Source organism: Streptomyces sp. NPDC045956 (assembly GCF_056430705.1).
Window position 1 is genome coordinate 243,733 of the sequence record NZ_JBWKKZ010000002.1, and the last position, 19,209, is coordinate 262,941.

A 19,209-nucleotide genomic window follows, 5' to 3' on the forward strand; every position below is an offset into this window, starting at 1 on the left:
GTCAGCGCGCTCAGCGCACTGTGCTCAGCGCACTGTGCTCAGGGACAGCGCGAAACGGTCCTCGCCGTCCGTCCACCAGTGGGTCAGTTCCAGGCCCGCCGCGGCCAGTTCGTCCCGTACGCCCTCCCGCCGGAACTTCGCGGACACCTCGGTACGCAGCTCCTCCCCGTCCGCGAAGTCCACGGCCAGGTCGAGCGCCTGGACCTTGACCGTCTGCGCGGCGCGCGAGCGCAACCGCATCTCGATCCACTCCTGTTCGGCGTTCCACAGCGCCACGTGCTCGAAGGCGGCGGGCGCGAAGTCCGCTTCCAGCTCCCGGTTGATCACGGACAGCACGTTCCGGTTGAAGGCGGCGGTCACCCCGGCCGCGTCGTCGTACGCCCGGACCAGCACCCGCTCGTCCTTGACGAGGTCGGTGCCCAGCAGCAGGGCGTCGCCGGGGGAGAGCAGGGCGCGGACGGAGGCCAGGAACGCGGCGCGCTCGCCCGGCAGCAGGTTGCCGAGCGTGCCGCCGAGGAACGCCACCAGCCGCGGACCCGGCGTCCCGGGCAGCGTCAGCCCTCCCGTGAAGTCGGCGATCAGCGCGTGCACCTGGAGGTCCGGCCGTTCGGCGACGAGCGCCTCCCCGGCCCGGGTCAGCGCGCTCCCGCTGACGTCGACCGGTACGTAGGCGCGCAGACCGGTCAGCGCGTCGAGCAGGAACCGGGTCTTCTCCGAGGAACCGGAGCCCAGTTCCACCAGGGCGCGGGCACCGGTCGCCGCGGCGATCTCGCCGGCCCGGTCGACGAGGATCTCCCGCTCGGCCCGGGTCGGGTAGTACTCGGGCAGTGCGGTGATCTCCTCGAACAGCTCGCTGCCCCGCGCGTCGTAGAACCACTTGGGCGGCAGCCACTTGGGCGTGCTCGTCAGGCCCGCCAGGACGTCGGCGCGCAGGGCGGCGCCCGTGGCGTCCTCGGGCAGCGTGCGGGTGAGGCGGAACGGGCTCACGTGCGGGGCTCCTTCGGGGGGACGAAAGCGTCTGCGAGGGCGTTGCCGCCCGGGTCCTTCAGCGGAGTGAGCTGCACGTCCGTGCGGCTCGCCGAGAGCAGGGTGCGGTCGGGGACCTCCCGCCAGTGCGGATCGTCGTCGTACGGCTCCGAGGCGACGACGGTGCCGCCGCCGGGACGGGTGAGGTACCACAGGGTGTCGCCCCAGGTGGTGGCCGTGACGGTGTCCCCGCTGGTGAGCAGCAGGTTGAGCCGGGAGGCGGGGGCCGCCGCGGCGACCTCCAGCACCGTCTCGGCCAGGGCCCGGCCCGGGTCGTCCCCGGCGCGCAGCCGGGCCAGCACCAGCGCCCACACGAGCGCCGAGTCGTTGCGGGCCTCCAGCGCCAGCAGATCCTCCGGGGGCAGCGTCCCGGCCACCCGCGCCAGCGACCCGGGCCACTGGGCCACGGCTCCGTTGTGGCTGAACAACCAGGTGTCCGCGGCGAACGGCGCCGCCGCGGCCTCCGCGTCCGCACCGGACAGCGTGGCGTCCCGCACGGCGGCGAGCAGCGCCCCGGCGCGGACCACCCGGGCCAGGTCGGCGAAGGACCGGTCCGCCCAGATGGGCCCGGCCCGGCGGTACCGGGCCGGCACCGGGTCGCCCTCGGCGTACCAGCCGACGCCGAACCCGTCGGCGTTGACCGTGCCGTACCGCTGGTGCCGAGGCGCCCAGGACTGGCGGTACAGGCCGTGCGGCGGGGTGACGAGCAGCCGGCCGAGCGGTTCCGCGGGGCCCGTGTACGCCAGGTGACGGCACATCAGGAGGCCTCCGCGGAACGGGCGGTGCGGAAGCCCGAGAAGATCTGCCGCCGGATCGGATAGTCCCAGTTGCGGAACGTGCCCCGGCAGGCCACCGCGTCCACGGCGAACGAGCCGCCGCGCAGCACCTTGTACTCCGGCCCGAAGAACACCTCCGAGTACTCCTTGTACGGGAACGCCTCGAACCCCGGGTACGGGGCGAAGTCGCTCGACGTCCACTCCCAGACGTCGCCGATCAACTGCCGTACGCCGAGGGGCGACTCGCCCGCGGGGTAGCTGCCGGCGGGCGCCGGGCGCAGGTGCCGCTGGCCGAGGTTGGCGTGCTCCGGGCCCGGTTCCGCGTCGCCCCACGGGTAGCGGGCCGTGCGGTCACCGGCCGGGTCGTGCCGGGCGGCCTTCTCCCACTCGGCCTCGGTGGGCAGCCGCCGCCCGGCCCAGCGGGCGTAGGCGTCCGCCTCGTACCAGCACACGTGCACCACCGGCTCGTCGGCGGGCACGACCTCGGTGACGCCGAAGCGGCGCCGCAGCCACTGCCCGCCGTCGCGGCGCCAGAACAGCGGGGCCGTGATCGCGTGCCGGCGGACGTGGTCCCAGCCGGCCGGCGCCCACCAGCGCGGGTCCTCGTAGCCGCCGTCGTCGATGAACGCCTGGTAGGCGCCGTTGGTCACCGGCGTGGTGTCGAGGTGGAACGCCGCCACCTCGCGGCGGTGCGCGGGCCGTTCGTTGTCCAGCGCCCAGGGCTCGGTCGACGTGCCCATCGTGAACGGGCCGCCCGGCACCAGGACCTCCGCCGGGCCGGTGAACAGCGGCACGGGCTCCGGATCGGGGGCGGTCAGGGCCTGGGGGCCCTTGCGGAGCTGGTGGGTGATGAGCATGGTCTCGTCGTGCTGCTGCTCGTGCTGGGCGATCATCCCGAAGGCGAAGCCCGCCTCGGTCAGCCGCGTCCCGTGGAACGCGGCGCCCTCCAGCACGTCCAGCGCGCGGCCGCGGACGTCGGCCGCGTACCGGCGGGCCTCCGCGGGGGACAGCAGGGGCAGCCGGGGCCGCTCGGCGCGAGGGTGCTCGAAGGCGTCGTACAGGTTGTCTATCTCGGGCCGTATCGCCTCCTGCCCGGCGACGGCGCGCAGCAGCCACTGCTCCTCCTGGTTGCCGATGTGCGCCAGGTCCCACACCAGCGGGGACATCAGCGGCGACACCTGGCCGGTCAGGTCGGGGCCCTCCACGCAGCTGGTCAGCAGGGTGGTGCGGTCGCGGGCGGTGACGAGCGTGGCCAGGGCCCGCTCGCGCAGGGTCTCGGCGTCGACGGGCCCCACGGCGGCGGTGTCGGTGGCGGTCTCCATGGCGGGGTCGGTCATGGGCGGGTCTCCCTCCCGTGCGGGCCACGGCTCGCGCCGTCCGGCATCTCCAGCAGGTCGTCGGCGGGGCAGCGGCCCCTGCGCACATAGCGCTCCAGGTACCCGGCGACGGCGTCCGTGACCTCGGTGGTGGCGCCGAGCCGGGGCAGGGCGGCGAGCGCCGCGCCGAAGCAGGTGACGGCCGCCTCGCGCAGCTCCGGATCGGTGAGGGCGTCACGGGCCGCGTCCTCGTACAGCGGGTTGTGCGGGGCCGGCCGGCCCAGGGTGCGTTCGGCGAGGGGCTTCACGGCCCGGTAGGCGGTCTCGGTGGCCTCGGGGTCGTCGAACAGCGCCGCCGTCACCGCGAGCGGCACCTTCCAGCCGTCGTCCCCGGGCTGCGCGTCGATCATGCGCAGTTCCAGGTGGCCGCGCGGCCTGACCGGCGGGAACAGCGTGGTGAGGTGGTAGTCGAGATCCTCCAGGGTCGGCGGCCTGGGCCGCCCGTTCCTGATCCACTGCCGGAAGGTCAGGCGCTCCGGTACGTCCCAGGGCCCGCCCTCCCCGCGTACGCACATCACCGGCGCGTCCAGGACGTGCCGGGTCCAGGTGCCGCGCGGGTCGGTGTCCAGGGCGGGGCCGCCCGCCCGGCCGGTGCCGATCTGGGCCCACCGCAGCTGCCGGGTGGACCGCCAGCCGGTGGGTCGGCCGTCGGCCAGCGGGCTGTTGGCGAACGCGGCCAGCAGGACCGCGCCGAGCTGGTGGGCCAGCCACCAGCGGCGCACATGGCCGAGCGGGCCGGGCTCCTCGTGTCCGGCGTCCAGGCACACCTGCACGGAGGCGGAGGTGCACATCATGGAGCGGCCGGCCGGGCCGTCGCGGTCGAGGCAGGCTTCCATGGCGTCGTAGCGCGGCTGCCGCAGGTAGCGGCGCGGCGCCTGCCAGGGGTCGTGGCCGAGGCCGACGAGGCCGAGACCGTCCTCGCGCAGGACGGCGCGGACGGCGGCCAGGTCGGCGGAGACGGTGTCGACGCACTCCGTCAGGGAAGCGGCGGGAAGCGAGCTCAGCTCCAGCTGGCCGCCGGGTTCCACGGTCAGCGCGGACCGCAGGGGCACGGCCCGCAGTGCGGCGTAGACCGCGTCGAGCCGTTCGGGTGAGACGGGGAGCCGCGGGGCGCGCAGCTCGTGGACGAGCCATTCCACCTCGACGCCGAGGCGCTTCGGCGGGCCGGTCTTGAAGCAGATGCCGTGGACCAGCGCCTCGACCTCCGCTTCGGTGGCGGTGGTGCGTGGCCGGGTACAGCCACTGGTGGTATCGGACATGTCGGGATCCTCCTGAGGTCCATCCATGCCACCGACCCGTGCGCGGTGGGCCGGGTCGGCACACTCGTCCCACCCAAGACCCTCGCGACGCTCCGCACAAGGGTGCATATCAGGGCGTTTCGGATCGACAAACTCCGTGACCCGTCCGTTTCCGGGGGATACCCCCGGCGTTACCCGGCCGGGAAACTCCGTTGCACCGCCTCCCCAGCATCACCCAGGATCTGCTCATGAGCACGACGGGGGAGACCGCGCGGCGCGCGGTCATGGCGTCCACGGGGGTGACGCCATGAGCGCGCGCCTGCGGGGCATCGCACAGGAGACCGAACAGATCGTCACGGCGGGCGCCTACCGCGCGCCCGGCGGACGCGAGGTGTCGATCGGGGCGGCGGTCGAGGCGGCCCGGGCCGGCACGCGGACGTACGGGCCGGAGCCCGTGGAGGTGCCCGCGCTCGCGTCGGTGCGGACGGTCTTCGAGGTCACCGGCGAGAGCAGCCTGGAGGCCGCGCACCGCCTCGGCGGCGAGGTCGCCGTCCTGAACTTCGCCTCCGCCCGGAACCCAGGCGGCGGCTACCTCAACGGCGCCCAGGCACAGGAGGAGGCGCTGTGCCGGTCCTCCGCGCTCCACACCTGCCTGCTGCGGGCCCGCGCGTTCTACGACCACCACCGCGCCCACCGCGACCCGTTCTACACGGACCGGGTCATCCACTCGCCCGCCGTCCCCGTCTTCCGCGACGACCGCGGCCGCCTGCTGGACGAGCCGTACACCGCCGGCTTCCTCACCTCCCCCGCGCCGAACGCGGGCGTGGTGCTGCGCACCGCCCCGGAGCGCGCCGCGGGACTGCCCGGCGCCCTGGCCGTGCGCGCCGAGCGGGTGCTGGAGACGGCGGCGGCCCACGGGTACCGGACGCTCGTGCTCGGTGCCTGGGGCTGCGGGGTGTTCCGCAACGACCCCGCTCAGGTCGCCGGCGCCTTCCGGACGCTGCTCGGGCCCGGCGGACGCTTCGCGGGCGCCTTCGGACGGGTCACGTTCGGCATCCTGGACCGCACGCCGGGCGGCACGGTCCGGGAGGCGTTCGCGCGCGCCTTCCCCGAGGGGCGGTAGAGCGGCTCCGGGGCGTCAGCTCCAGCCGTAGCGCTCCCGCAGCCGCTGCCGCACGAGGTTGAACCGCATCCGGTCCAGGGCACAGGCCTCGCGGCGCATACCGGCGTCGTGCAGCCGCAGCACCCGGTCCACGGCCACCCAGGAGTCCCGCCCCGACCGGTCCCACGGCCCGCTCCCGATCGGCACCCAGTCGCGGTCCCCGACGTGCCGTCTGCTGGAGAGCCGGACGGCCAGCAGGGTGCCGGCGGTCTCGCGGGCGACGACGAGCACCGGCCGGTCCTTGCCCCGCCCGTCGTTCTCCTCGTAGGGCACCCACGTCCAGACGATCTCGCCGGGATCGGGGTCCCCGTCGTGCGCGGGGGAGTACTCCGTCCGCACCCGGCCCACGTTCCGCGGGTCGGCCTCGGTGGTGGCGGAGGGGCCGTGGCGGCCGGGGACGGTGTCGTTGCTGAAGGCGCTCACGGCCGTACCGTACGGGACGTGCGCGGGCGGTCCGGCGGCCGGTCCGTGGGCGGGGCGGGCCGGTGACGCGGGCGGACCGACCGGGTCGATGCGCGCGCCGCACCTGGGGTCGGGTCGATGCGCGCGCCGCACCTGGGGTCGGGTCGATGCGCGCCCGTCGCGGCCGGGTGGCAGGCTGATCACCGGACCTCGCGCCGCCCGGGGCCCCGGCCGGCCACCGCACGACCACAGAAAGCCGACGTCATGACCGACCAGCTCACCGTGAGTGTCCTGGGCACCGGCATCATGGGTGCCGCCATGGCCCGCAACCTCGCCCGCGCCGGACACACCGTCCGGGTCTGGAACCGCAGCCGCGACAAGGCCGAGCCGCTGGCCGCCGACGGCGCGCACGTCGCCGGCAGTCCGCAGGAGGCGGTGCGCGGGGCCGACGCCGTCCTCACCATGCTGTACGACGGTCCGGCCGCCCTCGACGTCATGCGGCAGGCCGCCCCGGGACTGCGGCGCGGCACCATGTGGGTGCAGTCGACCACCGCGGGCGTCGACGCGGTCGCCGACCTTGCCGCCCTCGCCCACGAGCACGGCCTCGTCTTCTTCGACGCCCCCGTGCTGGGCACCCGGCAGCCCGCCGAGGCCGGCCGGCTGCTGGTGCTGGCCGCCGGACCGGCCGGCGCGCGCGACGCGGTGACCCCCGTCCTCGACGCCGTGGGCTCCCGCACCGTGTGGACCGGCGAGGACGGGGCGGCCGGCAGCGCCACCCGGCTGAAGCTGGTGGCCAACAGCTGGGTACTGGCCGCCACCAACGCGGCCGGTGAGGCGCTCGCGCTCGCCAAGGCACTCGGCGTTGACCCGGACGGCTTCTTCGACGCCATCGCCGGCGGCCCGCTCGACATGGGCTACCTGCGGGCCAAGGCCGGCCTGATCCGCGACGGCGCCCTGACACCCGCCCAGTTCGCGGTCACCACCGCCGCGAAGGACGCCCGGCTCATCGTGGAGGCCGCCGAGGCGAACGGCGTCCGCCTGGACGTTGCCGCCGCCGGCGCGGAACGCCTGGCGCGGGCCGCGGCGCAGGGGCACGGCGACGAGGACATGGCGGCGGCGTACTTCGCCAGCTTCGACGAGACGGCGCCCGAGACGGCGGAGAAGGCGTCCGGGACGGCGGAGACGGCGTCCGGGACGGCGGCGAAGGCGCCCGAATCGGCGGAGATGCCGTCGGGGACGGCGGAGAAGACGCCGGGGACGGTGGAGCAGATGTCCGACTGAGCGCGCCCGGGGTACCGGGTGAGCGGAACGACCGGAACGCCGACGTAGCCTCGGCGCACATCGAGATCAGAGGAGTCCGTATGTCCAAGCCGCCCCTGCCGCCCGAGGCCGTCGAGCTGCTGCGTCGTCCCAACCCGTGCGTGATGGCCACCCTCCGCTCGGACGGGTCGCCCGTCTCCACGCCCACCTGGTACCTGTGGGAGGACGATGGCCGGGTCCTGGTCAACTTCGACGAGGGCCGGGTGCGGCTGAAGCACGTGCGCCGCGACCCGCGCGTCACCCTCACCGTCCTCGCGGGCGACGACTGGTACACGCACGTCACCCTGATCGGCCGGGTCGCGGAGATGCGCGACGACGAGGGCCTGACCGGCATCGACCGCCTCTCCCGGCACTACACGGGCAACGCCTACCCGGACCGCGTCCGGGCCCGGGTCAGCGCCTGGGTCGAGGTCGAGCGCTGGCACGGCTGGGGTGCGATGAAGGACAGCGACCAGTCCGGCTGAGCACGTCCTGGCCCGCGGGCGCCGCTCAGTCCCCGTGACCGGTCGTGGCCACGGTGACACCGAGACCGATCATCGCCAGGCCGCCCGCCCCACCGACGGCGGACAGCCTGCGCGGTGACCGCGCGAACCAGTCGCGCGCGGTGGCCGCCAGCAGCCCCCACAGACTGTCGCAGGCCAGCGCGATGGCGTTGAAGACCAGGCCGAGCAGCAGCATCTGCACGGCGGCCCCGCCCCGGTCCCGGTCGACGAACTGCGGCAGCACGGCGGCGAAGAACACGATGGTCTTGGGATTGGTCACGCCGACGGCGAACCCCTCCCAGAAGGTGCGCCGCAGGCCCTCGTCGCCCGGCGCGTCCCCCGCGAGCACGGCCAGGGGACGCCGGCGTTCGCGCCACGCCCGGACGCCGAGGTGCACCAGGTAGGCGGCGCCCGCCAGTTTGAGCACGGTGAAGACGAGCGCCGACCGTTCGACGACCGCCCCGACGCCCAGGGCGACGGCGACGACGAGCACGTAGGCGCCCAGGGTGTTCCCGGCCACCGTGGTCAGCGCGGCGCGGCGTCCCCGCGCCAACGCCCTGCCGACCACGAACAGCACGCTGGGGCCCGGGATCACGATCAGGAGCAACGAGAGCGCCGCGAAGGCGAGCAGACGGTCGGGGGACACCATGGCTCCATGCAAGCACGGGGCGGCCGCGACGTTCCACGGGGTTTCACCGGCCCGTCCGGACCGCGACCACTATCGCCACCCTGCCCGCCCGGTGGCCGCCCGGTGACGGCGTCCGCCGCCGCCCGGCCGGACTACCGCGTCAGCAACTCCCGCAGCGCCCCGGTGACCTCGCCGGGCGCCTCCTCCGCCATGAAGTGCCCGCAGTCGACGGTCTCGTGCCGCAGGTCCGGGGCCCAGGCCCGCCACAGCGCGGCGGCGTCGTAGCCGAGGGCGGCACCCCAGTCCTGCTGGAGGACGGTGACCGGCATGCCCAGCCGGTTGCCGTCCTCGCGGTCCGCCCGGTCGTGGACGACGTCGATGCCGGCCGAGGCCCGGTAGTCCGCCACGATGGACGGCACCGCCTCCCGGGACGCCCTCAGGTAGGCGGCGCGGACGTCGGCGGGCAGGGCGTCCGGGTCCCGCGTCCAGCCGTCGAGGAAGTGGCCGAAGAACGCGTCCGGTGCGGCGCCGATCAACTGCTCCGGCAGCCCGGGCGGCTGGGCCATCAGGAACAGGTGGAAGCCCACGGCCGCGGAGGTGCCGCGCAGGACGTCCCACATGTCGAGGGTCGGCAGCACGTCCAGCGCCGCCAGGTGGGTCACCGCGTCCGGATGGTCGAGGCCGGCCCGCACCGCGACGAGCGCGCCCCGGTCGTGCCCGGCCAGCGCGAACCGCTCGTGTCCGAGCGCCCGGGCGAGGGCGACGACGTCGGCGGCCATGGTCCGCTTGGCGTAGGCGGTGCCGTCCGGGTCGGCGGGCTTGTCGCTGTCGCCGTAGCCGCGCAGGTCGGGGCAGATGACCGTGTGGTCGGCCGCGAGGTCGGCGGTCACGTGCCGCCACATCAGATGGGTCTGCGGGAAGCCGTGCAGCAGCACGACCGGGCTGCCGGAGCCGCCGACGGCCACCCTCAGGGTGACGCCGTCGGCGACCGCGACGCGGTTGTGGGTGAAGCCGGGGATGGTCGGTGCCATGGCTGGGCCGGGCCTCTCTGTTCCACGCCGGGGCGGTTCCGCGGCGTGCCGGTGATGTCGACCCTGCCGGGCGCGAATCAGCAACGGATCAGCACGCGTACCGTGGAGGTCCGGCGGGTGGTGGCGGAGCGGAGCGGACGGAACATGGAAGCGGTCACCTTCACCGTGCTCGGACCGGTCACGGCCGAGCGTGCCGGTGACGCCCTCGCCCTCCGGGGCCCTCGGCACCGTGCCGTGCTGGCCCGCCTGCTCGTCGCCCGGCGGCGGGTGGTCCCGCTCGACCGCCTGGTGGCGGACCTGTGGGACGAACCGCCGCCGCGGGCCGTCGGCTCCGTGCGCACCTTCGTCGGCGATCTGCGCCGCGCCCTGGAACCCGGCCGTCCACCGCGCGCCCCGGCCCGGCTGCTCGCCACCGAGGGCCCCGGGTACATGCTGCGCGCGGCGCCGCACGCGGTGGACGCGTGGCGCTTCGAGGAGGCCGTCGCGGAGGCGGACCGGACGCCCGCCGCTCGCGCCCCGGACCTGCTGCGGGCGGCGCTGGGGGAGTGGCGGGGCCCCGCCTACGCCGAGTTCGGCGCGGCGGAGTGGACCCGCGGCGAGCGCCTGCGCCTCACCGAGCTGCGGCTGCGCGCCGTCGAACGCCGTGCGGAGCTGCTGGTGGGCCTGGGGCGATCCGCCGAAGCGGTCCCCGACCTGGAGGCCCACCTGGCCGAGCACCCCTGGCGCGAGGAGGCCTGGCGGCTGCTCGCCCTCGCCCTCTACCGGACCGGACGCCAGGGGGACGCCCTCGCGGTGCTGCGCCGGGCCCGCGACCTGCTGGCCGGACACCTGGGCGTCGACCCCGGTCCGCGGCTGCGCCGCCTGGAGGCCGGCATCCTCGCCCAGGACCCCGGCCTCGACCCGCCCGGCGAACCGGCGGAGGCCGCGGCCCGCCTGTGGGCCCGCGCGACCGAGGCGTACGACCGCACGGTCGCCGCCGGTGCCCGCGCCCGCCTGGAGTCCACCGTCGGCCTGCTGCGCCACCTCGCCGTGACCGGCGGCGGCGGTCTGGAGGCGGCCCGCGAGCACCGGTCGGCCGCGGTCGCCGCCGCGGAGGAGACCGGCGACGCGGAACTGACCGCCCGGGTGATCGGCGCCTACGACGTGCCCGCCAACTGGACCCGCAGCGACGACCCTGAACCGGCGCGGCGGATCGTCGCGGCCGCCGAACGCACCCTCGCCGCCCTGCCGGACGACACCACCGCCGACGCGGCGCGCTGCCGGCTGCTCGCCACCGTCGCCCTGGAGTCCCGGGGAGTCCGCTCACCGCGCGGCCCCCGGGCGGCGGGCGAGGCGGAGCGGATCGCCCGCCGCCTGGACGACCCCGCGCTGCTCGCCTTCGCCCTCAACGGGGTCTTCATGCAGTCCTGCACCACCGCCGGACTGGCCCCGCGCCGGGACGCGATCGGCGCCGAACTCGTCGCACTCGCCGCCCGGCACGGCATGGTCAACCACGAGGTGCTCGGTCGGCTGATCCGGCTCCAGGCCCGCTCCGCCCTCGCCGACTTCACCGCCGCCGACGAGCACGCCGCCGCCGCGGACCACCTGGCAGCACGGCACGAACGGCCGCTCGTGGGCGTCTTCACCGAGTGGTACCGGGCCCTGCGCCGGGCGGCCACCGGCAGCCCGTACGACAGCGCGGTGGCCGCCTACCGGTCGGCCGCCGCACGGCTCGACGGCGCCGGGATGCCGGGCCTGACCCGCGGGCTGGAGCCCCTCGCGCTGCTCGGCCTGCGACTGGCCCACGGCAGGCCGCCGGAGGTGGACCCGCACGCGGACTGGGGACCGTACCGGCCCTGGGCCGCGCCCTTCGCCCTGCTGGACGAGGGGCGTGACGCCGAGGCCCGGGCCGCCCTGGACGCCCTGGCGGAGCCGCCCCCCGACCTGCTCTACGAGGCGCTGTGCTGCGCCGAGGCCGCGCTCGCCCTCCGGCTCGGCGCCCGCCCGGCCCTGGAGCGGACGTACCGGCGGCTGCTGCCCGCCTCCGGTCAACTCGCCGGGGCGGGCAGCGGGGCGGTCACCTTCGGACCGGTCGACGGATGGCTCGCCGAGATCCGTCGGGCACTCGGCACCTGAGCCGCACCGGTCGCCGCGCACACCGTCCGCGAGGGCCCCGGCCCGGCGGTTGCCGCGGCCCGGCTCGGGTACCCGCGCGGGCATGAAGTGGCAGCAGGTGCAGGAGGGCCCGTCGGCGGTGTACGTGGTGGTGCTCGACCCCGGCGAGGACGCCGTCGCCCAGCTCACCGCCTTCGCCCGAGACCGGAGGCTGGGGGCGTCCCAGGTGACCGCCGTGGGCGCCTTCTCGGAGGCGGTGGTCGGCTGGTTCGACCGGGAGGCCGGGGACTACCGGCGCATCCCCGTCGAGGAGCAGTGCGAGGTGCTGTCGCTGCTCGGCGACATCGCCGTCGCGGACGACGGGCCGACCCCGCACCTGCACGCCGTACTGGGCCTCTCCGACGGTTCCACCCGCGGCCACCTGCTGTCCGGCCGGGTCTGGCCGACGCTGGAGGTCGTCGTGCGGGACAGCCCCGCCGAACTGGCCAAGAAGCACCGCCCCGACATCGGCCTGGCCCTGATCGACCTGGGCTGATCCGGCCGCCGCGCAGCGGTGCACCGGCGCGGACCGCCGGGCCGTACGGAGGCCGCGCCGGGTTGCCCGCGCCGCTCACCGGAAACACCCTGACCAGGAAGCCGTACGCGGTCCCCCAGTGTCAGGAGCCCCGGTGAACGTTTCCCCCACGGTCTGGTTGCTGACCGTCGCGGGCCTGTGCGTCCTCATCGCCGTCGACTTCCTCATCGGCCGCAAGCCGCACGACGTCTCGATCAAGGAGGCCGGCATCTGGACGGCCGTCTGGGTGGTCCTGGCCGCCCTGTTCGGCGTGGGGCTGCTCGTGCTCGGCGGTGGCGGTCCGGGCGGCGAGTTCTTCGCCGGATACATCACCGAGAAGTCGCTGAGCGTCGACAACCTCTTCGTCTTCGTCCTGATCATGGCGAAGTTCGCAGTGCCCTCCCAGTACCAGCAGCGCGTGCTGATGGTCGGCGTCCTCGTGGCCCTGGTCCTGCGCGCCGGCTTCATCGCGGCCGGCGCGGCGATCATCTCCACCTTCTCCTGGGTGTTCTACGTCTTCGGAGCCTTCCTGATCTGGACGGCCTGGAAGCTCATCCAGGACGCCCGCAAGGGAGGGCACGACGAGGAGTACGAGGAGAACAAGCTGCTGAAGTCGATCGAGCGCCGCTTCGGCGTCGCCGACCGATACCACGGCACCAAGCTGTGGATCGAGGAGAACGGCCGGCGGGTGATGACCCCGATGCTGGTGGTGATGCTCGCGATCGGCATGACCGACGTCCTGTTCGCCCTGGACTCGATCCCCGCCATCTACGGCCTGACCCAGGACCCGTACATCGTGTTCACGGCCAACGCGTTCGCCCTGATGGGCCTGCGCCAGCTGTACTTCCTCATCGGCGGCCTGCTGAAGAGACTCGTGCACCTCTCGTACGGCCTGTCGGTCATCCTGGGCTTCATCGGCGTCAAGCTGGTCCTGCACGCCCTGCACGAGTCCGGGGTGCACGTCCCCGAGATCGGCATCCCCTTCTCGCTCGCCTTCATCGTGCTGGTCCTCGCGGTCACCACGGCGACGAGCCTGTGGGCCGCGAGGAAGCAGGACCGGGAGCGGGACGGGGTCCGGGACCGGGGGCGGGAGGAGGAGCGGCCGCCGGGACCGGGCGCCTGACGAGGGCCTACTGGATGGTCCAGCCCACGCTGCCGACGCCGGAGCTGTAGATCGCGCAGACGCCCGAGGACTCGCCGTACTGGCCGGGCGCCAGCGTCACCCACTGTCCCGACACGTCCGGCGCCCAGCCGCAGACGATCTCGGCGCGGAAGGTGACGGTGCGGTCCGTGTTGTTGCTGCAACCGGCGATGCCGTGGTCCGGGTTGTTGTTGTGCACCCAGCCGTCGCAGTCCACGCCGGCCGCCGCCGCGGACGGGGCGGCCTGCGCCGGAACGGCGGAACCGGCCAGCGTGAGCGCCAGGGCCGAGACGGTGGCGGCCAGCCCGGCGGCGACGACGTTCTTCCTGCGGTTCATGTGTACCCCCATGAGGTCGCGCGTTTCGCTTGCGGGACCAGTCAAGGAGAAGACGGCTCGTGCCGGTACCTCGCACATGTCAGGGTCCGGCGCACCCGCCCCCGGGACACACCACGGGACCGGCAGCTCGGCGAGCTGTCGGTCCCGTGCGGCGTCGTGCGGCGGGTCAGGCGGCGATGACCTCGTCGGCGTGGCCGTGCAGCCGGGCGACGACCTCGGTCAGCTGGGCGGCGACCTCGGCGTCGTCGGCCGGGTGCACCTCGGCGAAGCGGGTCACCGAACCGGGGATGGAGAGCTTGATGTCCTCGATCACCTTGCCGCCGGCGATGCCCACGGCCTTGCGGGTGTCGTCCTGCGCCCACACGCCGCCGTACTGGCCGAAGGCGGTGCCGACCACGGCGGCGGGCTTGCCGGCGAAGGCGCCCGCGCCGAACGGACGGGACAGCCAGTCGATGGCGTTCTTCAGGACGGCCGGGATGGTGCCGTTGTACTCCGGCGAGAAGAGCAGGAAGGCGTCGGACGCCTGGGCGGCCTCACGCAGCTTCGCGGCGGCGGCCGGGACGCTGCCCTCGACGTCGATGTCCTCGTTGTAGAAGGGGATGTCGGCGAGCCCCTCGAACAGCTGCACCTCGGCGCCCTCCGGGGCGAACCGGGCGGCCGCCTCGGCGAGCTGGCGGTTGTGCGAACCGGCGCGAAGGCTGCCGACGAGCGCAAGGATGCGGACAGACATGAGTACTCCCACTGATGACGCGGACGCTGGGGGACAGACGCCGCTGAAACACTGCCGTTACGATCCGGACCGGGGTCCGTTTGATTTGTAACACCTTAACCGGACCGCGGTCCAGTTTTCTTCCCGATGCTTTACGCTGGCGACATGCCCGCCGCCCTGCCGCCCTTCCCGGAGCCCGAGAAGACCGCCGGTCCGTCCGAGCTGCTACAGCTCGGGCCGTGGACCGAGGCGGACGAGCCCTGCCTGCGCGCCGACGCCGCCCGCAACCGGGCCCGGCTGCTGGAGGCCGCCGCCCGGCTGGTCGCCGAGCACGGCGCGGCGGGTCTGACGATGGAGGCGGTCGCCGCCGCGGCCTCCGTCGGCAAGGGCACGGTCTTCCGGCGCTTCGGTGACCGCACCGGTCTGCTCGCGGCGCTGCTGGACCACTCCGAGAAGAACTTCCAGGCCGCGCTGCTCAGCGGCCCCCCGCCGCTGGGGCCCGGGGCCCCGCCCGTCGAGCGGCTGCGCGCCTTCGGCCTCGCGACGCTGCGCCGCTGCGTCGACGAGCTGGAACTGCAACTGGCCGCCGAGCCCAGCGCCGAACGCCGCTACACCTCCGCGCCGCGCCGCTTCCTGCGCGGACACGTCGCCCTGCTGCTGCGCCAGGCGGTCCCGGAGGCGGACAGCGAGCTGCTCTCGCACACGCTGATGGCGTCCCTGGACCCCGCGCTGGTGCACCACCTCACCGAGCAGTGCGGGATGCCTCCGGCGCGGCTGGAGAAGGGCTGGGTCGACCTGGTCGCGCGCGTGACCCGTACCGACCCCCCGGCCTGACCCGACCCGAGCACGCGATCACGGCGCCCGGGCTGACGGACTCCTGCGTCCGGCCGGGCGAATCTGTGTGTCCTGCCGGGAGAGGTGCTGTGTCCTGCCGGGCGGATCTCGATGTCCCGCCGGGCAGTCAGCACGCCCCGGCCGGGCCGTCGCCGCGCCCCGTCGGGCGGGGTCACCGCACCCGCGGTGCGGTTCACCGCGCCCGCCGCACCGCCGCCACGTCCGCCACGCGGGCCGCGGCGCCGGCGGACAGGCCGCCCCGTGCGTCCGGGACGCGCCGCCCCGGCCGCCGCGCGGTCCCCGGGCTCTGCCAAGATGCCGTACCTCATGGTGCAGATACCGAACCCCCCCGCCGACGAGCCCCTCGCACCGGGTTCCGTCCCCACGAGCGCCGACGTGGCCCGTCTGGCCGGCGTCTCGCGCGCGACCGTCTCCTACGTCCTCAACAACGCCGACGCCGTCCGCATCAGCGAACCCACCCGCCGCCGTGTCCGCGAGGCCGCCAGGGAGCTCGGGTACGTCCCGCACGCCGCGGCCCGCTCGCTGCGCGCCGGGCGCAGCCGTACGGTCCTGATGCCCGCGCCGTCCTTCCCCGCCGGACCCCTCTTCAGCCGCTTCCTCACCGAATTACAGGGGGCCCTCGGCCGCCTGGACTACACCGTCGTCCAGTACGGCACCGCGGGCACGCACGGCGACGAGGCCGCCCGCGCCTGGGCCGAACTGCGCCCGGTCGCGGTCCTCGTACCCGGCTCGGGCCTCGGCCCGCAGGGCGTGGAGATCCTCAAGCGCTCAGGCGCCCGCGCGGTCGTCACCCTGGGCCCGGAGACCGTCGAGGGGGCGCACGCGCTGCTCATGGACCACGAGATCGTCGGCCACCGCGCGGCCCGGCACCTGCACGACCGGGGCCGGCGCGCGATCGGCGTGGTCGTCCCCGAGGAGGACGGCCTGGAGCTCTTCTCGGCGCCGCGTCTGGAGGGTGCCCGGCGCGCCGTCCGCGGTACCGACGCCACCGTCACCGCGCTGCCGCTCGCCTACGAGGAGCGGGACGCGGCACGGCTGGCCGCCCGCTGGGGATCGCTCGGTCTGGACGCCGTGTTCGCCTACAACGACGAGTACGCGATGCTGCTGATGCGCGCCCTTCAGGACGCGGGCCTCGACGTGCCCGCGGACACCGCCGTGATCGGCTCCGACGACCTGATGCTGGGACGGCTGCTGAGGCCCCGGCTGAGCACCGTCCACCTGGAACTGCCCTCCGGCCGCGACCTGGCCGCACTGGTCGACCGTGCGGTGCACGACCCGGGCGCCGCGCCCGAGCGGCACGAGGTGCTGGGCGCGGCGGTCGTGCACCGCGAGTCGACCTGACCTCGGGCGGGGTCCGCGGGGTCCGGCTACCGGCCGTCCTGCCCGGCCTGGCCCTCGGCCTGCGCCTGCTGCTCGGCGACCGCCTTGCGGACCTCGTCCATGTCCAGATTCCGGGCCTGACCGATGACGTCGGTGAGCGCCTCCTCGGGCAGCGCGCCGGGCTGGGCGAACACGGCCACCTGGTCCCGGACGATCATCAGCGTCGGGATCGACTGGATACCGAAGGCCTGGGCCAGCTCCGGCTGTGCCTCGGTGTCCACCTTGCCGAACACCAGGTCGGGATTGGCCTCGGCCGCCTTCTCGTAGACCGGGGCGAACTGACGGCACGGACCGCACCACGACGCCCAGAAGTCGATCAGGACGAACCCGTTGTCCGTGACCGTCTGGTCGAAGTTCTCCTTGGTGAGCTCCACGGTGCTGCTCATGGTGTGACCCTCTTCCTGGGTTCGGGGCAAAGCCGTCGGCACAACACTGCCGACCTGGTGCGTATTCCGCGCACGTACCCATGTGGCCACGTGGCACACCACCTACCAGACTGGCCCCATGAAGCAATCGGATTCCATCGCTTACGACGTCGTCGTGATCGGCGCGGGCCCCGTGGGCGAGAACGTGGCCGACCGCACCCGTGCGGCCGGCCTGGCGACCGCGATCGTGGAGAGCGAACTGGTCGGCGGCGAATGCTCCTACTGGGCGTGCATGCCCAGCAAGGCCCTGCTGCGCCCCGTCCTCGCCCGCGCGGACGCCCGCCGCCTGCCCGGTCTCAGCCGGTCGGTGCGAGAACCCCTCGACGCCGCCGCGGTGCTCGCCCGCCGCGACGAGTTCACCTCCCACTGGAAGGACGACGGCCAGGTCCAATGGGTGGAGGGCATCGGGGCCGACCTGTACCGCGGCCTGGGCCGGCTGGCGGGACCGCGCACGGTGGAGGTGACCGCGCCCGACGGCACCCGGCGGGTCCTGACCGCCCGCCACGCGGTCGCCGTCTGCACCGGCAGCGCCGCCGCCCTGCCCGCCCTGCCCGGACTGGCCGACGTGCGCCCCTGGACCAGCCGTGAGGCCACCAGCGCCCAGGCGGCGCCCGGCAGGCTGATCGTGGTCGGCGGCGGGGTCGTCGCCGTGGAGATGGCCACCGCCTGGCAGGCACTGGGCTCCCGGGTCACCCTCCTGGTGCGCGGCACCGAGGGCCTGCTCGGCCGGATGGAACCGTTCGCCGGGGAACTGGTCGCCGAGGCGCTCACCGAGGCCGGCGTCGACATCCGCACGGGCACCTCCGTCGCGTCCGTCACCCGGGAGGACGGCACCGTCGTCGCGGTCACCGACGCCGGTGACCGTCTCGAGGCCGACGAGATCCTGTTCGCGACCGGCCGCGTGCCCCGCACCGGAGACATCGGCCTGGAGACCGTCGGACTGGAACCCGGCTCGTGGCTCCCCGTCGACGAGAGCCTGCGTGTCGAGGGGCACGACTGGCTGTACGCCGTCGGTGACGTCAACCACCGTGCCCTCCTCACCCACCAGGGCAAGTACCAGGCGCGCATCGCGGGAGCCGCCATCGCCGCCCGCGCCTCCGGGAGTTCGGACGTGGACTCCGGCCCCTGGGGCGCGCACGCCGCGACCGCCGACCACGACGCCGTGCCCCAGGTGGTGTTCACCGACCCCGAGGCCGCGTCCGCCGGCCTCACCCTGGCCGAGGCCGAGCAGGCCGGCCACCGCGTCCGCGCCGTCGACGTCGACATCGCGGTGGCGGGTTCGAGCCTGTACGGCGACGGCTACAAGGGCCGCGCCCGCATGGTCGTCGACCTGGAGGAGGAGATCGTCCGCGGGGTCACCTTCGTCGGCCCCGGCGTGGGCGAACTGATCCACTCCGCGACCGTCGCCGTCGCCGGGCGGGTGCCGGTCAGCCGCCTGTGGCACGCGGTCCCGTCGTACCCGACGATCAGCGAGGTGTGGCTGAGGCTGCTGGAGGCGTACCGGGACAACTGACCGGGCCGGCGGGCGGGGACGGCGGTCTCCGGAGGAACACCCCTCCCCTGGAACGCGCCCGTCCCCCCTGCCGCCACGCGCCGGCCCCTCCCGCCTCGTCAGGGCAGCTCGAACCCCAGTGCCGCCGCCGCCCGGTGCGGCGTCGGCTGCGCCCACCGCTCGGCCATCGCGCCGTTCGACGCCAACGACCGCAGTTCGGCCCGGTCCAGGTACAGCACGCCGTCGAGATGGTCCGTCTCGTGCTGCACGATCCGGGCCGGCCAGCCTTCGAACACCTCGTCCACCGCACGCCCGTGCTCGTCGTGCGCCACCAACCGCACCTCGGCGTGGCGCGCCACCACCGCCTGCCAGCCCGGCACGCTCAGACAGCCCTCGAAGAACGCGGCCCGGCCCGGACCGACGGGCTCGTACGACGGATCGACCAGCACCCGGAACGGCTGCGGCACCCGGCCGCGGGCCACCCGCACCTCGTCCGGGACCGGCGCCGGGTCCTCGATCACCGCGATCCTGAGCCCCACCCCCACCTGCGGCGCGGCGAGGCCCACCCCCGGCGCCGCGCGCATGGTGAGGCGCAGCGCCTCCACGAAGCGTGCCAGCAGCGCGGGTTCCAGCTGCCCGTCGAAGGGCTCGGCGGGGCGGCGCAGCACCGGATCGCCGGCCGCGACGATCGGCAACGGCCCGTCACCGGCGAGCAGTTCCTCGACCCGCTCGGCAAGGGGGGCGCGATCACTCGGAGTTCCCATGGCCCTCAGGATGCCACG

General features: G+C 74.9%; 20 protein-coding genes. 9 read left to right on the forward strand and 11 right to left on the reverse strand.

All coding sequences use genetic code 11. The features are described from left to right. Nucleotides 1-24: 24 nt before the first annotated feature. From egtD to egtA, 4 genes are read right to left on the reverse strand one after another with little or no spacing between them, the layout of a single operon-like run. On the reverse strand, nucleotides 25-987 hold the full coding sequence (gene egtD / locus AC07FV_RS06770) for an L-histidine N(alpha)-methyltransferase (protein WP_479085196.1): 963 nt from the start codon (nucleotides 985-987) through the stop codon (nucleotides 25-27). Beyond that, nucleotides 984-1,784, reverse strand: a complete 801-nt coding sequence (egtC, locus tag AC07FV_RS06775; RefSeq protein WP_479085198.1) for an ergothioneine biosynthesis protein EgtC — start codon at nucleotides 1,782-1,784, stop codon at nucleotides 984-986. Before egtC ends, egtD begins: the two co-directional genes overlap by 4 nt. Next, complete coding sequence (gene egtB / locus AC07FV_RS06780) at nucleotides 1,784-3,139, reverse strand: ergothioneine biosynthesis protein EgtB (protein WP_479085200.1); 1,356 nt, start codon at nucleotides 3,137-3,139, stop codon at nucleotides 1,784-1,786. Before egtB ends, egtC begins: the two co-directional genes overlap by 1 nt. Beyond that, nucleotides 3,136-4,437 carry an ergothioneine biosynthesis glutamate--cysteine ligase EgtA gene (gene egtA, locus AC07FV_RS06785; protein ID WP_479085202.1) on the reverse strand — a complete coding sequence of 434 codons (1,302 nt, stop codon included), beginning with the start codon at nucleotides 4,435-4,437 and terminating at the stop codon, nucleotides 3,136-3,138. Before egtA ends, egtB begins: the two co-directional genes overlap by 4 nt. Before the next feature lie 286 nt (nucleotides 4,438-4,723). Here egtA and AC07FV_RS06790 point away from each other — a divergent pair, with 286 nt between their 5' ends. After that, nucleotides 4,724-5,539 (forward strand): TIGR02452 family protein, encoded by an 816-nt coding sequence (locus tag AC07FV_RS06790; RefSeq protein ID WP_479085204.1) that lies wholly within the window; start codon nucleotides 4,724-4,726, stop codon nucleotides 5,537-5,539. A 15-nt stretch (nucleotides 5,540-5,554) separates the two neighbouring features. Here AC07FV_RS06790 and AC07FV_RS06795 read toward each other — a convergent pair whose 3' ends face one another. Continuing rightward, nucleotides 5,555-6,001: a type II toxin-antitoxin system PemK/MazF family toxin gene (locus tag AC07FV_RS06795; protein WP_479085206.1), complete on the reverse strand. Its 447-nt coding sequence runs from the start codon at nucleotides 5,999-6,001 to the stop codon at nucleotides 5,555-5,557. 243 nt (nucleotides 6,002-6,244) lie between these two features. Between AC07FV_RS06795 and AC07FV_RS06800 the strand changes: the two genes are divergently transcribed. After that, a complete protein-coding gene (locus AC07FV_RS06800; protein WP_479085208.1) occupies nucleotides 6,245-7,261 on the forward strand; it encodes an NAD(P)-dependent oxidoreductase in 1,017 nt (338 codons plus the stop codon). A gap of 80 nt (nucleotides 7,262-7,341) precedes the next feature. Further along, nucleotides 7,342-7,764, forward strand: coding sequence for a PPOX class F420-dependent oxidoreductase (locus tag AC07FV_RS06805; RefSeq protein ID WP_479085210.1), 423 nt, complete (start codon nucleotides 7,342-7,344; stop codon nucleotides 7,762-7,764). Nucleotides 7,765-7,789: 25 nt separating this feature from the next. Here the strand turns inward: AC07FV_RS06805 and AC07FV_RS06810 are convergent, their stop codons facing one another. Together AC07FV_RS06810 and AC07FV_RS06815 are read right to left on the reverse strand one after the other, a co-directional pair. After that, nucleotides 7,790-8,431: a LysE family translocator gene (locus tag AC07FV_RS06810; protein ID WP_479085211.1), complete on the reverse strand. Its 642-nt coding sequence runs from the start codon at nucleotides 8,429-8,431 to the stop codon at nucleotides 7,790-7,792. 131 nt (nucleotides 8,432-8,562) lie between these two features. After that, the gene (locus AC07FV_RS06815; RefSeq protein ID WP_479085212.1) at nucleotides 8,563-9,441 is read right to left on the reverse strand and encodes an alpha/beta fold hydrolase; all 879 of its coding nucleotides are present in this window, start codon (nucleotides 9,439-9,441) and stop codon (nucleotides 8,563-8,565) included. A 144-nt stretch (nucleotides 9,442-9,585) separates the two neighbouring features. On the opposite strand from AC07FV_RS06815, the gene AC07FV_RS06820 reads away from it, so the two are divergent. From AC07FV_RS06820 to AC07FV_RS06830, 3 genes are all read left to right on the forward strand, one after another. Then, nucleotides 9,586-11,556 carry an AfsR/SARP family transcriptional regulator gene (locus AC07FV_RS06820; RefSeq protein ID WP_479085213.1) on the forward strand — a complete coding sequence of 657 codons (1,971 nt, stop codon included), beginning with the start codon at nucleotides 9,586-9,588 and terminating at the stop codon, nucleotides 11,554-11,556. An 82-nt stretch (nucleotides 11,557-11,638) separates the two neighbouring features. Continuing rightward, nucleotides 11,639-12,070 (forward strand): PPC domain-containing DNA-binding protein, encoded by a 432-nt coding sequence (locus tag AC07FV_RS06825; protein WP_479085214.1) that lies wholly within the window; start codon nucleotides 11,639-11,641, stop codon nucleotides 12,068-12,070. Between the two features lie 133 nt (nucleotides 12,071-12,203). Beyond that, nucleotides 12,204-13,211: a TerC family protein gene (locus AC07FV_RS06830; protein WP_479085216.1), complete on the forward strand. Its 1,008-nt coding sequence runs from the start codon at nucleotides 12,204-12,206 to the stop codon at nucleotides 13,209-13,211. A 7-nt stretch (nucleotides 13,212-13,218) separates the two neighbouring features. Here AC07FV_RS06830 and AC07FV_RS06835 read toward each other — a convergent pair whose 3' ends face one another. Next, nucleotides 13,219-13,566 (reverse strand): hypothetical protein, encoded by a 348-nt coding sequence (locus AC07FV_RS06835; RefSeq protein ID WP_384699995.1) that lies wholly within the window; start codon nucleotides 13,564-13,566, stop codon nucleotides 13,219-13,221. A 166-nt stretch (nucleotides 13,567-13,732) separates the two neighbouring features. Next, nucleotides 13,733-14,296: an NAD(P)H-dependent oxidoreductase gene (locus AC07FV_RS06840; protein ID WP_356605253.1), complete on the reverse strand. Its 564-nt coding sequence runs from the start codon at nucleotides 14,294-14,296 to the stop codon at nucleotides 13,733-13,735. Between the two features lie 144 nt (nucleotides 14,297-14,440). Here AC07FV_RS06840 and AC07FV_RS06845 point away from each other — a divergent pair, with 144 nt between their 5' ends. Further along, on the forward strand, nucleotides 14,441-15,109 hold the full coding sequence (locus tag AC07FV_RS06845) for a TetR/AcrR family transcriptional regulator (protein ID WP_479085217.1): 669 nt from the start codon (nucleotides 14,441-14,443) through the stop codon (nucleotides 15,107-15,109). Nucleotides 15,110-15,436: 327 nt separating this feature from the next. Further along, the gene (locus AC07FV_RS06850; protein WP_479085218.1) at nucleotides 15,437-16,471 is read left to right on the forward strand and encodes a LacI family DNA-binding transcriptional regulator; all 1,035 of its coding nucleotides are present in this window, start codon (nucleotides 15,437-15,439) and stop codon (nucleotides 16,469-16,471) included. 26 nt (nucleotides 16,472-16,497) lie between these two features. On the opposite strand, the gene trxA is transcribed toward AC07FV_RS06850, so the two are convergent. Continuing rightward, complete coding sequence (gene trxA, locus AC07FV_RS06855; protein WP_479085219.1) at nucleotides 16,498-16,896, reverse strand: thioredoxin; 399 nt, start codon at nucleotides 16,894-16,896, stop codon at nucleotides 16,498-16,500. Between the two features lie 118 nt (nucleotides 16,897-17,014). On the opposite strand from trxA, the gene AC07FV_RS06860 reads away from it, so the two are divergent. Then, nucleotides 17,015-18,448, forward strand: coding sequence for a dihydrolipoyl dehydrogenase family protein (locus AC07FV_RS06860; RefSeq protein ID WP_479085220.1), 1,434 nt, complete (start codon nucleotides 17,015-17,017; stop codon nucleotides 18,446-18,448). Nucleotides 18,449-18,546: 98 nt separating this feature from the next. Here the strand turns inward: AC07FV_RS06860 and AC07FV_RS06865 are convergent, their stop codons facing one another. Continuing rightward, nucleotides 18,547-19,191 carry a peptide deformylase gene (locus AC07FV_RS06865; protein ID WP_479085222.1) on the reverse strand — a complete coding sequence of 215 codons (645 nt, stop codon included), beginning with the start codon at nucleotides 19,189-19,191 and terminating at the stop codon, nucleotides 18,547-18,549. Nucleotides 19,192-19,209: the final 18 nt, after the last annotated feature.